Origin of the sequence: Proteus genomosp. 6, from assembly GCF_040139785.1 — a bacterium.
In the GTDB taxonomy this organism is placed as follows: Bacteria; Pseudomonadota; Gammaproteobacteria; order Enterobacterales; family Enterobacteriaceae; genus Proteus.
Genome location: NZ_JBEEVJ010000001.1, coordinates 33,271 through 45,216, shown reverse-complemented (window position 1 = coordinate 45,216; position 11,946 = coordinate 33,271). Strand labels below are relative to the sequence as shown.

Annotated in this window: 13 protein-coding genes; 10 read left to right on the top strand and 3 right to left on the bottom strand. The window is 38.2% G+C overall.

The genetic code is table 11. From position 1 onward, the window contains the following. Positions 1-133: 133 nt before the first annotated feature. The 6 genes from glpT (at position 134) to ABN212_RS00175 (ending at position 5,703) form a co-directional block, all read left to right on the top strand. Complete coding sequence (glpT, locus tag ABN212_RS00200) at positions 134-1,486, top strand: glycerol-3-phosphate transporter (RefSeq protein WP_198630461.1); 1,353 nt, start codon at positions 134-136, stop codon at positions 1,484-1,486. 135 nt (positions 1,487-1,621) lie between these two features. After that, positions 1,622-2,701, top strand: a complete 1,080-nt coding sequence (gene glpQ / locus ABN212_RS00195; protein WP_198619248.1) for a glycerophosphodiester phosphodiesterase — start codon at positions 1,622-1,624, stop codon at positions 2,699-2,701. A 387-nt stretch (positions 2,702-3,088) separates the two neighbouring features. Further along, positions 3,089-3,646 carry a LemA family protein gene (locus ABN212_RS00190; RefSeq protein WP_160229943.1) on the top strand — a complete coding sequence of 186 codons (558 nt, stop codon included), beginning with the start codon at positions 3,089-3,091 and terminating at the stop codon, positions 3,644-3,646. 21 nt (positions 3,647-3,667) lie between these two features. Continuing rightward, positions 3,668-4,741: a hypothetical protein gene (locus ABN212_RS00185; RefSeq protein ID WP_349442674.1), complete on the top strand. Its 1,074-nt coding sequence runs from the start codon at positions 3,668-3,670 to the stop codon at positions 4,739-4,741. Positions 4,742-4,831: 90 nt separating this feature from the next. Then, positions 4,832-5,293: a LemA family protein gene (locus ABN212_RS00180; RefSeq protein ID WP_232806233.1), complete on the top strand. Its 462-nt coding sequence runs from the start codon at positions 4,832-4,834 to the stop codon at positions 5,291-5,293. Beyond that, positions 5,290-5,703, top strand: coding sequence for a hypothetical protein (locus tag ABN212_RS00175; RefSeq protein WP_198619245.1), 414 nt, complete (start codon positions 5,290-5,292; stop codon positions 5,701-5,703). Before ABN212_RS00180 ends, ABN212_RS00175 begins: the two co-directional genes overlap by 4 nt. A gap of 45 nt (positions 5,704-5,748) precedes the next feature. Here ABN212_RS00175 and epmA read toward each other — a convergent pair whose 3' ends face one another. Beyond that, complete coding sequence (gene epmA, locus ABN212_RS00170) at positions 5,749-6,726, bottom strand: elongation factor P--(R)-beta-lysine ligase (protein ID WP_023583702.1); 978 nt, start codon at positions 6,724-6,726, stop codon at positions 5,749-5,751. 944 nt (positions 6,727-7,670) lie between these two features. Between epmA and frdA the strand changes: the two genes are divergently transcribed. From frdA to frdD, 4 genes are read left to right on the top strand one after another with little or no spacing between them, the layout of a single operon-like run. Beyond that, a complete protein-coding gene (gene frdA / locus ABN212_RS00165) occupies positions 7,671-9,467 on the top strand; it encodes a fumarate reductase (quinol) flavoprotein subunit (RefSeq protein WP_109374308.1) in 1,797 nt (598 codons plus the stop codon). Continuing rightward, positions 9,460-10,197, top strand: a complete 738-nt coding sequence (locus tag ABN212_RS00160; RefSeq protein WP_023583701.1) for a succinate dehydrogenase/fumarate reductase iron-sulfur subunit — start codon at positions 9,460-9,462, stop codon at positions 10,195-10,197. Before frdA ends, ABN212_RS00160 begins: the two co-directional genes overlap by 8 nt. Before the next feature lie 14 nt (positions 10,198-10,211). Further along, positions 10,212-10,604, top strand: coding sequence for a fumarate reductase subunit FrdC (gene frdC, locus ABN212_RS00155; RefSeq protein WP_088493866.1), 393 nt, complete (start codon positions 10,212-10,214; stop codon positions 10,602-10,604). Between the two features lie 14 nt (positions 10,605-10,618). Beyond that, complete coding sequence (frdD, locus tag ABN212_RS00150) at positions 10,619-10,978, top strand: fumarate reductase subunit FrdD (RefSeq protein ID WP_006535438.1); 360 nt, start codon at positions 10,619-10,621, stop codon at positions 10,976-10,978. Between the two features lie 138 nt (positions 10,979-11,116). On the opposite strand, the gene ABN212_RS00145 is transcribed toward frdD, so the two are convergent. Both ABN212_RS00145 and ABN212_RS00140 read right to left on the bottom strand, forming a co-directional pair. Continuing rightward, the gene (locus tag ABN212_RS00145) at positions 11,117-11,446 is read right to left on the bottom strand and encodes a helix-turn-helix domain-containing protein (RefSeq protein WP_198619244.1); all 330 of its coding nucleotides are present in this window, start codon (positions 11,444-11,446) and stop codon (positions 11,117-11,119) included. After that, positions 11,439-11,825, bottom strand: a complete 387-nt coding sequence (locus ABN212_RS00140) for a type II toxin-antitoxin system RelE/ParE family toxin (RefSeq protein ID WP_198619243.1) — start codon at positions 11,823-11,825, stop codon at positions 11,439-11,441. The genes ABN212_RS00145 and ABN212_RS00140 overlap by 8 nt, the downstream gene beginning before the upstream one ends. Between the last annotated feature and the right edge of the window lie 121 nt (positions 11,826-11,946).

Sequence of the window (11,946 nt, the reverse complement as noted above, 5' to 3'; positions counted from 1 at the left end):
TAATACCTCACAGTAAATTTGATTGTATAAGTTTACTATTAAGTTCGTTAAAGAAAATTTTTTGATAACTTCACTGTTCGTTTTGTCATTATTTAATATCAACATATTAAAATAAAAGCCATCGGAGGCTAATATGTTAAGTCTGTTTAGACCTGCGCCACATAAAGCGCGTTTGCCAAAAGAGCAGATAGATCCTGTCTATCGTCGTCTGCGTTGGCAGATCTTTATGGGGATTTTCTTCGGTTATGCTGCTTATTATTTAGTAAGAAAAAACTTTGCGTTAGCAATGCCTTATCTTGTAGAAGAAGGGTTTTCTAAAGGTGACCTAGGTTTTGCTTTATCAGGGATCTCGATTGCTTACGGTTTCTCTAAGTTTATCATGGGCTCATTCTCTGACCGTGCTAACCCTCGTTATTTCTTACCAGCAGGTCTTATTTTAGCATCCGCAGTGATGCTATTTATGGGCTTTGTACCATGGGCAACTTCGAGCATTATGGTAATGTTCGTTCTGTTGTTCCTTTGTGGTTGGTTCCAAGGTATGGGCTGGCCTCCTTGTGGACGTACAATGGTGCACTGGTGGTCACAAAAAGAACGTGGCGGTATCGTTTCTATCTGGAACTGTGCGCATAACGTTGGTGGTGGCTTACCTCCATTACTGTTCTTATTAGGTATGGCATGGTTTAACGACTGGAAAGCAGCGTTATATATGCCAGCATTTGCAGCAATCTTAGTTGCTATGATTGCATTCGCATTAATGCGTGATACCCCACAATCTTGTGGTTTACCTTCAATCGAAGAGTACAAAAACGACTATCCACCAGATTATAAAGAAACAGACGAACAAGAACTGACTGCCAAAGAAATATTCATGAAGTATGTGTTCCCTAACAAACTTCTGTGGATGATTGCAATTGCGAACGTGTTCGTTTACTTACTGCGTTACGGCGTACTGGACTGGTCACCAACTTATCTGCGTGAAGTTAAACACTTTGCAATGGATAAATCATCATGGGCTTACTTCTTATATGAATACGCTGGTATTCCAGGCACGCTGCTGTGTGGTTGGATGTCGGATAAAGTGTTCAAGGGTAATCGTGGTGCAACAGGCGTGTTCTTCATGACCTTGGTAACTATCGCAACTATCGTATTCTGGATGAACCCAGCGGGTAACCCGAATGTTGATATGGCGTGTATGTTAATCATCGGTTTCTTAATCTACGGTCCTGTTATGTTAATTGGTCTGCATGCGCTAGAGCTTGCACCGAAAAAAGCCGCAGGTACAGCAGCAGGCTTTACTGGTCTATTCGGTTACTTAGGTGGTTCTGTTGCAGCAAGTGCTATCGTAGGTTACACCGTTGACTACTTCGGCTGGGATGGCGGCTTTATGGTCATGATCGGCGGTAGTGCGCTATCTGTTGTGTTATTACTTATCGTGATGGTTACTGAAACCAAACACAAACGTGAAATGCTTCAGAAGTACGAATAATCGCTAACTGATTATTTATGAAATTAGTTAAATCTCATCTCTAAAAACCAAGCCACATCAACTGTTTTGATGTGGCTTTTTTATTGCCAACTGTACATAACTTTGTTGTACATAGAATTAAAATGGAGCAGCTTTATGAGTAAATCTTTTAGAATAAAACCGTTAGTTGCAGGCGTTCTTTTAACTCTATCTTTAAGTGCAATCGCACAAGCGGCAAGTGATAAGGTCGTTATCGCTCACCGTGGTGCAAGTGGTTATTTGCCTGAACATACGCTTCCTGCCAAAGCATTAGCTTATGCTCAAGGCGCAGATTATCTAGAACAAGACTTAGTGATGACAAAAGATAACGAACTGGTTGTCTTACATGATCACTATCTTGATCGTGTAACAGATGTGGCTGAACGTTATCCAAATAGAGCAAGAAAAGATGGTCGTTATTACGCTATCGACTTTACGCTTGAAGAGATCAAAGGGCTAAAATTTACCGAAGGTTTTGACATTGTTGACGGTAAAAAAGTCCAAAGTTATCCAAACCGTTTCCCTATGGGTAAATCCGATTTCCGTGTACACACATTCCAAGAAGAGATTGAATTTGTTCAAGGTTTAAACAAATCAACAGGGCAAGATATTGGTATTTACCCTGAAATTAAAGCGCCTTGGTTCCATGAACAAGAAGGCAAAGACATTACCTCTAAAGTGCTCGAAGTGCTTAAACAATATGGTTACACGAAAAAAACCGACAATGTTTATCTGCAATCTTTCGATGCTAACGACCTAAAACGCATCAAAACAGAATTAATGCCTAAAATGGGTATGGATTTAAAACTCGTTCAGTTAATTGCCTATACAGACTGGAATGAGACTTATGAAAAACAACCTGATGGAACATGGACAAACTACAGCTATGAGTGGATGTTTAAGCCAGGTGCAATGAAAGAAATTGCCACTTATGCCGATGGTATTGGCCCTGACTACCATATGTTAGTCGAAGAAAATTCAACACCAGAAAAAATCACCTTAACGGGAATGGCTGCTGATGCGCATGCTAATAAACTAACCATTCATCCATTTACTGTTCGTATTGATAAACTGCCTAAATACGCAAAAGATGGTGATCAGCTTTACGACATCATTTATAACCAAGCAGGTGCTGAGGGTGTCTTTACAGACTTCCCTGATTTAGGAGTTAAATTCTTACAAAAACAAGCTAAATAACTTATCACATTTTAGTTGCACCTTAAATAACTCAAGGTGCAACTTGAAGTATAACAAGTCAATACTCTAAATAATTCAAGGTGCAGCTAGGCGACAAATGAATGAGATGCTAGGAGCATACATAAGTATGTGACTAGTACGAATGAATGTAGTCAACAACGCTGCAACTTGAAGTATGACGAGTATATAAGTATGTGACTAGTACGAATGAATATAGTCAACAACGCTGCAACTTGAAGTATGACGAGTATCCTAGATATTTGCGCCCTTTCTGATTGTATATTCCTTAATCTTTCTCTAACTTATTCTAATAATTTAATTAAAAATCATAATCACTTTTTAATTTAGCTATCATTATTTATTAAATATTTAGAGGAAGGGATCACGATGACAATAATGGCGATTATTTTACTTGTTCTTATCGTTCTTTTTATTGGTTGGGGAATTTCCATTTACAACCGTCTTATTGCAACACGCAATCAAGTAAGTAATCAGTTTGCGAATATTGACGTTATTTTAAAACAAAGAGCTGACCAAATTCCTCAATTAATGGCTATAGCTGAAAAAGCCATGGAGCACGAAAAAGGTGTATTTATTGCATTAAGTGACGCAAGACAACGCTATTTTAAAGCACAAAATATTAATGAAAAAATTAGCGCAACAAATGAGATGAATACAGCACTGCGAGGCATGATTGCCCTTGCTGAAAATTATCCGACGTTAATTTCAGGTGAGCAATTAGCACTACTTCAAACAGGTGTTAGTGATGTAGAAAATAAAATTGCTCAACGTCGTGAAGGCTTTAATGATGCAACAACTAACTACAACACTGCAATAGAGATGTTTCCTGATAGCTTAATTGCTGGCCTTTTTCGCTTTGAACGTATGCAATTACTTGAAATACCAAAAGAAGAAATGAAATTTGAAGGAATTCACTTTAAATAACCGCATTAAGGATAAATTGCAGTGTTAATTTATTTTTTTATCGGCTGTGCTGTGGGTGCATTAATCTATTTTTTACGCAGCAAACGTCCTCAAAAAAAGAAGAACAGCTTGAGTATTGTTCCCTTTTTAGGGATCGCTTTTGCTGCTGGAAATTATCTGTTTTTTTCGAGAGAAACGGACGTTTATCCTAGTGGTGAAGACTCTGTTGTTAATCTTATCTCCGGAATTGCATTCGCTGTTATTTTGCTATTTGCATATGGTATTTCAACCCATATTGCGAATATTGGAGAGAAAGCGATAAAGAATTACCATCAATTACAAAATGAAGGAACCTCTAAATTTTCAGCACTTATCAACACTGTATTTGTTAGCCTTTTATTGCTGAGTTTAAGCTTCAGCTTGTTTATCGACCAAAGATTGTTCTTTTTAAGTTTCGTTTTAATGTTCGTTTACCAAATCGTCAGAAGAACACCTGAAAAACGTTTTTTACGTTTTCAAAAAATTCTAGCGACATCTAAAATTCGCTCTTTAGCCATTGGACTTGTTGAAATTGAAGGCAAGATAACTGCGGGGAAAATCTTAAATAGTCGATTAGGTAAAAAAGAGTGTTATGGCTATTTCTATTATGAATACGACATATCCACAGACAAAGAAGGTAAAAAAAGCTATCAGCAAACGCTTTGCGAAAAAGAAATCAATAATTTCACGATGACAGATGATACAGGATCAATTCAAGTTCTTGCGGCTGATACTCCTTTTATACACTTTGGTATCAAACCTCATCAAGATTTTGAATCCAACAGTAAACGTTTTAAAGAGTACATTTTAGACAAAAATACAACATATTTATTAATTGGTGATGCAGAGTCCGTCAATGGCGAAGTGGTTATCACACGTAAAGCGCCTCATTACCTACTGGGTTTATCGCCACAAGATTATATTGTTAGTTGGAACAAAGCGCGTCCTTTACGTCGTAACGCGACTATCATCGTTATCCTTGCTCTTTTTGTTATCTTTTCCATTTTAGTAATACCGATGGAATATCAAGACGGCATCTTAACGCTTTATTTTAATAACACCTCTTCACCTTGGTAATTAATTATTATGGAATGGCTTATTTTCATTATTTTTATTCTCACCTTAGTGTATTTTTTAATACGCCAATTAGTGATGATTTATAACAACATGGTGATGCTAAAAAATAATTGCTATAAAGCCTTTGCAAACATTGATGTTTTATTAAAAAAACAAGCTGACTTGATCCCCATGCTGATAGTGATTACACAAAAAGCAATAGATCATGAGAAAGCCTTATTTGAAAAATTGGCTGAAAATAGAGATCACTATTTACATGCAGATGTATTAGATGAAAAAGTTAATTTAGCTAATCAGTTATTACCACAAATAAAAAAATCACTCATTATTGCTGAAAAATATCCTGAACTTATCAGTGGGAAAAATTTGCACCTATTACAAATACAAGCGAAAGAATTAGAAGAATGCATAGCTGACAGGCGAGAATTCTTCAATCAATCCGTGACTCTCTATAATACTGAAATACGTATTTTTCCTAATATAGTGTTTACGTTTATTTTTAAATTTAAAGATATCCCTCTTTTTTACCCTAGTAGGGAGGCAATATCATGATAGAAATTCCCTTTTCTTTTTTTGGTATAACGGATTGGTTTCTAAGCTTTGATGAACCTATCTCGATTATTATGTTTGCCACATTTGGCGTACTGTTCTCTATGGTAATTATCTTGCCATTAATCAGTATCACACCTTTAAAAAAATATATGTCGCAAATTGCAGGAGGATTATTTAGCTCGATATTTGTCAGCTTAATGGTCTTAATTAGCTTTAATTTAATGCTGGGTGTTAATTCTGCATTAAAGCTACTGTTAATTTGGTGGGTTATTTTATTTTCATGTATTACGTTTTGGTTTATTAATTATCGCTATATGAAAGACGTAACAGGGAATAAGTTTGCGAAGTTTCAAGAAAAAGCCCTTGAAGCAGAAGAAAAACGAAGACAAAGCCGAAAATCCAAAAAATAAAAAAGAGAGCCTCGGCTCTCTTTTTTAGCACTATTGATATCGCACTTATGCCCTGTAAACAGGGAATGCAATAACATCACTAAGGCGTTCAACACCCAGTGCTAGCATAATAAGGCGATCAACGCCTAAAGCTACACCCGAACACTCAGGTAGTCCCGCTTCAAGAGCAGCTAAAAAGCGCTCATCAATAGGTTGCTCTGGTAATCCCATTGCCACTCGCTGACGATTATCACGTTCAAAGCGATGACGTTGCTCTTGTGCATCCGTCAGCTCACGGAATCCGTTCGCTAACTCAACACCTTTAAAATAGACTTCAAAACGCTCTGCTACACGATGATCTTCAGAGCTGATTTCAGCTAATGAGGCTTGTGATGCAGGGAAATGATAGATAAAGGTTGGCTTTTCTAAACCGATATGAGGTTCAACTCCAGAAACAAATAGCAACTGAAGTAGCGTATCTTTATCTTCTTCAGTATCTGCAATATTTGATAAATCCAGTTTTGCCGCCACTTCACGCAATTTTTCTTTATCAACAGATAAAGGGTCAATATCGAGATAACGCAAGAATGCTTGCTGATAAGAGAGTGACTCTGATGCTTCACAATCTAACACTTCTTGCAGTAGATCATCGACTTCATTCATCAACCGGTACATATCAAAACAAGGGCGATACCACTCAAGCATCGTAAATTCCGGATTATGATATCTACCGGCTTCCTCATTACGGAAGCAACGCCCCATTTGATAAATCGGCCCACTGTTTGCAGCCAATAAACGCTTCATGTGGTATTCAGGGCTTGTCATCAAATAAAGTTTTAGCCCTTGAGAAGCACCAGGCCCCACAAATTGGGTTTCAAATGGGTAAAGATGAACATCGGTAACGGTAGCCTGACTCATCATCGGTGTTTCAACTTCTAACACACCACGATCAGTGAAAAAACGCCTAATATTACTGACTATTTTCGCCTTTTTTAATAAGTTGGCGATTGAGGCGCTTGGCTGCCAATCCGCGATTTCACTCATGAACGAAAAACTCCAACAGAAAACAAAGCGTGCAGTTTACTCGCATCCTCTTCAACAGACAAATTTCTCCTAATAAAGAGAGGTTTCATTTTATATTTTTTCACTGATCTTTTCTTTTATTAAGTAAAAACACATAAGATAAATAAATATAATTCTACAAAACATCTACTTTTGGGCACTTTTTATCGTTTAAATAAACACCAATTTAAAGTAAGAAACTCAGTGCTTTTTCGCTATTTTTATAAAAAGAGTTAATTAGAATAATTCTTTTTCTCAATTACAAATAACAATAAACTAACACTATGCTTATATTTAAATAGCCAAACTCATCTAAACTTCAAAGTTAACTTTCTATTTAAATCTACGTATTTTGATGAATATTAAAAACCTTTAGAAATATTATTAATATTTTATTAACAATTAACAAGACAAACCGATTTGTTTTAGATAAATAGTAAAAAATTTATTTTAGTTTTTAAAATGGAATTTTATTAATTAAAATTAGACTTAAGAAAGATAAAAGCATTTACCCTTTAAAATCAACATTTAATAAAAAATCATTGTCATTTCCAATTAAAGTTATCTATACTTTCAAAATAGGTTATTCATTACTATTTATAAATTTTCAATTTAGAAAAATATATTCTATTTAATCTTCAAGTTTCTCTGGTGGCTTATTAGTTAAACCCAGAATTCTTGGCATAGATCACACTTTTTTTGCGAAATACGGGAAAACCATCATTCATATCAAATTTCGGTGCCCTACATTTCGTTATACTAAAATTACAGTCAATGATAATAAAGATGTTATCAAGCGCAGTCACAAGGTAGTGAAACAATTTCGTTACGGATAGCGTAAAAAAATAGCATTACAAATTAATAATGTCAGTGAATTGAATTCTAGACAATTATTCCAATTTTCACTTGAACAATGGAGAAGCGCAGTGCAAACCTTTAATGCCGATATAGCGATAATCGGAGCCGGGGGCGCAGGCTTACGAGCAGCAATAGCTGCAGCGGAAGCTAATCCTCAACTGAAAATTGCTCTGATCTCAAAAGTTTACCCAATGCGTAGCCACACCGTGGCAGCAGAAGGCGGATCAGCAGCAGTGACTCAGGCTCACGACTCCTATGATTTCCACTTCAATGATACCGTTTCAGGCGGTGACTGGTTGTGTGAACAGGATGTCGTCGATTACTTCGTTGAGCATTGTCCAACAGAGATGACTCAACTAGAACTCTGGGGCTGTCCTTGGAGCCGGAAAGAAGACGGGTCAGTCAACGTCCGACGTTTTGGTGGGATGAAGATCGAACGGACCTGGTTCGCAGCCGATAAAACCGGCTTCCATATGCTACATACCCTGTTCCAAACATCCTTAAAATACCCACAAATTCAACGTTTCGACGAACACTTTGTTCTCGATATTCTTGTTGATGAAGGTCACGCTCGTGGTCTTGTTGCTATTAATATGATGGAAGGTACGAAAGTTCAAATTCGTGCTAACGCAGTCATTATGGCAACCGGTGGTGCGGGACGTGTTTATCGTTTCAATACCAATGGCGGTATTGTTACTGGTGATGGTATGGGTATCGCTTTACGTCATGGCGTTCCACTGCGTGATATGGAATTTGTTCAATATCACCCAACTGGCCTACCAGGTTCAGGTATCCTGATGACCGAAGGTTGTCGTGGTGAAGGTGGTATTCTGGTCAATAAAGATGGCTATCGTTATCTGCAAGATTACGGCCTAGGACCAGAAACACCATTAGGTAAACCAGAAAATAAATACATGGAATTAGGTCCTCGCGATAAAGTTTCTCAAGCTTTCTGGCATGAGTGGCGCGCAGGCCGTACCATCAAAACTCACCGTGGTGACGTTGTTTATCTTGACTTACGTCATCTGGGTGCGAAAAAACTTCATGAACGTCTGCCATTTATTTGTGAACTGGCAAAAGCGTATGTGGGTGTTGACCCAGTTAATGAACCAATCCCTGTTCGTCCTACTGCTCACTACACTATGGGTGGTATCGAAACTAACCAACAAACTGAGACTCGTATTAAAGGTCTGTTTGCGGTGGGTGAATGTTCATCTGTTGGCTTACACGGCGCTAACCGTTTAGGTTCTAACTCACTGGCAGAGCTGGTTGTATTCGGTCGTCTTGCTGGTGAAGAAGCGGTTCGTTGTGCACAAGAAGCAGCACCAGCTAACGCATCAGCATTAGATGCTCGTACTCGTGATATCGAAGATGGCCTGAAAAATCTGATGAACCAAAAAGGTTCTGAAAGCTGGTCACAAATTCGAGACGAAATGGGTGAATCAATGGAAGAAGGTTGCGGTATCTATCGTACACCTGAATTAATGCAAAAAACCATTGATAAACTGGCTGAATTAAAAGAACGTTTCAAACGCGTTGAAATTAAAGACACGAGCAGCGTCTTTAATACAGATTTACTGTACAAAATTGAGCTTGGCTTTGGTTTAGATGTCGCTGAATGTATGGCTCATTCCGCAATCAATCGTAAAGAGTCTCGTGGTGCACACCAACGTCTTGACGAAGGTTGTACTGAGCGTGATGACGTGAACTTCCTGAAACATACTCTGGCGTTCTATAACCCAGAAGGTGCCCCTCGTTTAGAATATAGCGATGTGAAGATCACGAAATCTGCTCCTGCTAAACGTGTCTATGGTGGTGAAGCGACTGCACAAGACAAGCAGAATAAGGAGAAAGCGAATGGCTGATGACATGAAGCACATTAAAATGGAAGTCATGCGCTATAACCCAGAAACAGACGAAGCGCCTCATTTCGTCACTTATGATGTTCCTTATGATGAGCAAACCTCATTACTGGACGCATTGGGTTATATTAAAGACAATTTAGCGCCTGATCTTTCTTATCGTTGGTCTTGCCGTATGGCGATTTGTGGCTCTTGCGGCATGATGGTCAACAAAGTGCCTAAATTGGCTTGTAAAACGTTTATTCGTGAATATCCAGACGGTATAAGAGTTGAAGCGTTAGGTAACTTCCCAGTTGAGCGTGACCTTGTTGTCGATATGACTCACTTTATTGAAAGCTTAGAAGCGATTAAACCTTATATCATCGGTAATGATCGTAAGCCTTCAGAAGGGACGAATAAACAGACTCCTGCTCAAATGGCAAAATACCACCAATTCTCTGGTTGTATCAACTGCGGTCTTTGCTATGCAGCATGCCCGCAGTTTGGTCTAAACCCAGAGTTTATTGGCCCAGCAGCGATTACATTAGCTCAACGTTACAACACAGATAGTCGCGACCATGGGGCAAAAGAGCGTATGCCTCAGTTAAATGGTGAGAACGGTGTCTGGTCTTGTACCTTTGTTGGCTACTGTTCTGAAGTCTGTCCAAAACATGTGGATCCTGCTGCCGCTATTCAGCAAGGTAAAGCAGCCAGTGCGCAAGACTTTGTCATTGCGATGCTGAAACCACGTTAAGGAGGAAACAAGACATGACAACAAAACGTAAGCCTTATGTTCGTGGCATGCAACCAAACTGGTGGACGAAACTTGGATTCTATCGTTTCTATATCACCCGTGAAGGGACTTGTCTTCCACAACTTTGGTTCAGTCTGGTTGTACTGTTTGGTGTATTCGCACTGAAAAATGGACCAGAAAGTTGGGCAGGTTTCGTTGGATTCCTGAGCAACCCAATTGTAATGCTAATTAACATTGTGACCCTAATTGCGACGGTCTTCCACTCTGCAACTTGGTTCAAACTTGCACCAAAAGCAGTGGTTATCGTTGTTAAAGATGAAAAAATGCCACAAGAACCCATCGTTCGTGGTTTCTGGGGTGTCACTATCGTTGTTACTGCCGCTATTCTGGCAGTGGCGTTAATTTAACCCAGGAGGAAATAATGAATCAGAATCAACTTCCTAAGCGCTCTGATGAACCTATTTTCTGGGGATTATTTGGTGCAGGTGGTATGTGGAGTGCGATTGTTTCTCCAGCAATCATCATCCTGCTCGGTATCCTAATCCCTATGGGTATTGCGCCAGAAGCATTTACTTATGAACGTATTATGGCATTTAGCCAAAGCATCATTGGCCGTCTGTTCTTACTGCTAATGATTATTCTGCCAGTTTGGTGTGCATTACACCGTATTCACCATACTCTGCACGATTTTAAAGTGCATGTACCTGCAAGCAAATGGGTATTTTATGGTGGTGCAGCAATTATCAGCGTTATCGCTATCATTGGTGTATTTACACTGTAATTGATTAATACGTAAAAATTAAAAGCCACTCATTGAGTGGCTTTTTTTATGAAAAAAATTTTCTATAATTAACTTTTTTATATTTGAACTATATCTCCACAGTAAACAAAAAGCACTTAACGGCTTATCGTCTCTCACTTAAATTATTAGGACTTCAGGTCCCTGACGTTCTAAAATACGTAACATTCTTAGCGCTGGTCCACTTGGCTTCTTTTCACCTCTTTCCCATTTAGATACGCTCTCTTTTGACATACCTAAAGCTCGGGCAAGAACAGCCTGTGACATTCCAAATTTAGTGCGCAAAGTTTTAATCTCTGCACCACTCATCGCCGATACGCATTGTATTTTGTCATTAATTTCACGAGTGTGAACAATACTTTCAATTTCTTGAACCAAGCTATCGGGTGATGTACCTGCGGCATTTAGCTCTTTAGCCAATTCAAGCATGTTATTTAGCTTGTTACTCATCAGTTATTTCCTCTAAAATTCTGCAAGAAATTAAATGATTAATAGTACTTTCATCATAATTTAAAAACTCATTTGCTAAATGTTTATAGGCCTGCAATTCGTCATCTTCTATTTCTTTTTTTCCCTTTGCATTAACGGCATTTTTCGTCCAGCCATCAGCGAAAAAAAGATGATTGTTGATCTTAAAAAATATGATGACTCTAACACTTCCGCTTTTACCTTGTCCTTGTATTGCTAGACGTTTTTTTATTACTCCACCACCCAAGTCAGCTTCATATTTTCCTTGCTGAACTTCTTTTGCAGCTACAGATAACTGCTTATCCGTTATGGGTGTTTTCTTCACACTTCTCTTAAAAGAAGATATTTTATATATTCCCATGCCACTCCCTCTGCAGTAATGAGTACTATAGTAACCAGTACCACTTTTTCAATCAATGTTTCTTTAACCACTTAGATTAAAAACCAAGAAACAAAAAAAGTTAGGTGATTGCATTTTTTAT

Bases quoted from the DNA above. Each gene is read 5' to 3' on its own strand.
- glpQ (WP_198619248.1), top strand. From the start codon at position 1,622: ATGAGTAAATCTTTTAGAATAAAACCGTTAGTTGCAGGCGTTCTTTTA.
- ABN212_RS00160 (WP_023583701.1), top strand. From the start codon at position 9,460: ATGGCTGATGACATGAAGCACATTAAAATGGAAGTCATGCGCTATAAC.
- ABN212_RS00190 (WP_160229943.1), top strand. From the start codon at position 3,089: ATGACAATAATGGCGATTATTTTACTTGTTCTTATCGTTCTTTTTATT.
- epmA (WP_023583702.1), bottom strand. From the start codon at position 6,726: ATGAGTGAAATCGCGGATTGGCAGCCAAGCGCCTCAATCGCCAACTTA.
- ABN212_RS00145 (WP_198619244.1), bottom strand. From the start codon at position 11,446: ATGAGTAACAAGCTAAATAACATGCTTGAATTGGCTAAAGAGCTAAAT.
- ABN212_RS00175 (WP_198619245.1), top strand. From the start codon at position 5,290: ATGATAGAAATTCCCTTTTCTTTTTTTGGTATAACGGATTGGTTTCTA.
- ABN212_RS00180 (WP_232806233.1), top strand. From the start codon at position 4,832: ATGGTGATGCTAAAAAATAATTGCTATAAAGCCTTTGCAAACATTGAT.
- frdC (WP_088493866.1), top strand. From the start codon at position 10,212: ATGACAACAAAACGTAAGCCTTATGTTCGTGGCATGCAACCAAACTGG.
- glpT (WP_198630461.1), top strand. From the start codon at position 134: ATGTTAAGTCTGTTTAGACCTGCGCCACATAAAGCGCGTTTGCCAAAA.
- frdD (WP_006535438.1), top strand. From the start codon at position 10,619: ATGAATCAGAATCAACTTCCTAAGCGCTCTGATGAACCTATTTTCTGG.
- ABN212_RS00140 (WP_198619243.1), bottom strand. From the start codon at position 11,825: ATGGGAATATATAAAATATCTTCTTTTAAGAGAAGTGTGAAGAAAACA.